Here is a 739-nt window from a genome sequence, read left to right on the forward strand (position 1 = left end):
GTATATCACGTTTACTACGATACAGGCTTAGCTTAATATTACTGCCTTAATAAATGTAAACAAAGACAAGATTACAACGCTGAATGTGGCAAATCGCGTTATCGCATTTGTTATATGTGTTAGATTCCAGTTGGAATTTCGATCAACTCGCCCTCTACGTCAAACATAAGTCCATCAACTACAGTTTTAACTCGCTTATTTTGAAGTAGCGTCAACATTTCCTTAACATAGTGCTTATTATTTTCAACAATAATATTATTATTACTATCAAATTTAATTTGCCAATTTCCAGCTTCATCAGCTGCTTTCTTTAAACGTTGAAGCCATATTTCATTTGCGTAATACTTTTTCTCATGTACAGATGCAAGTTGTCTCATTAATCGTTTATCAGTACCAATAACATTAGCTAAAATTTTACTATTTTCAGAATTCATTGCATGACTTGAACTTAAAGCTTCCACTGCTTCTACTTTTTTCTCTTTAAGTCTTTCATGATAGTTCATGGCTGTTTCAAATTGTTTAAGATCAGCAATAAATACATCATCATTATATTGAATAAAGTCAATATATGGTGTTATTTGAAATTTCTTGCTTACTTTAATTTCTGCAACAAATTCATTATCAAACATTTTAAAGTCAAGAAAACTCCCTGATGTTTTATTAACTGACCATGCTCCGCTAATATACCTAAAAGCAAAAATACTTTGATCATCAGAACCAAATGTTAACTGAATAACAT

Annotated in this window: 1 protein-coding gene; it reads right to left on the bottom strand. The window is 30.6% G+C overall.

All coding sequences use genetic code 11. The features are described from left to right. Positions 1-119: 119 nt before the first annotated feature. A partial coding sequence (locus E5A76_RS15665) for a Kiwa anti-phage protein KwaB-like domain-containing protein (protein WP_161119482.1) occupies positions 120-739 on the bottom strand: 620 nt, incomplete at its 5' end.

Source organism: Photobacterium lucens (assembly GCF_009873615.1).
In the GTDB taxonomy this organism is placed as follows: Bacteria; Pseudomonadota; Gammaproteobacteria; order Enterobacterales; family Vibrionaceae; genus Photobacterium; species Photobacterium lucens.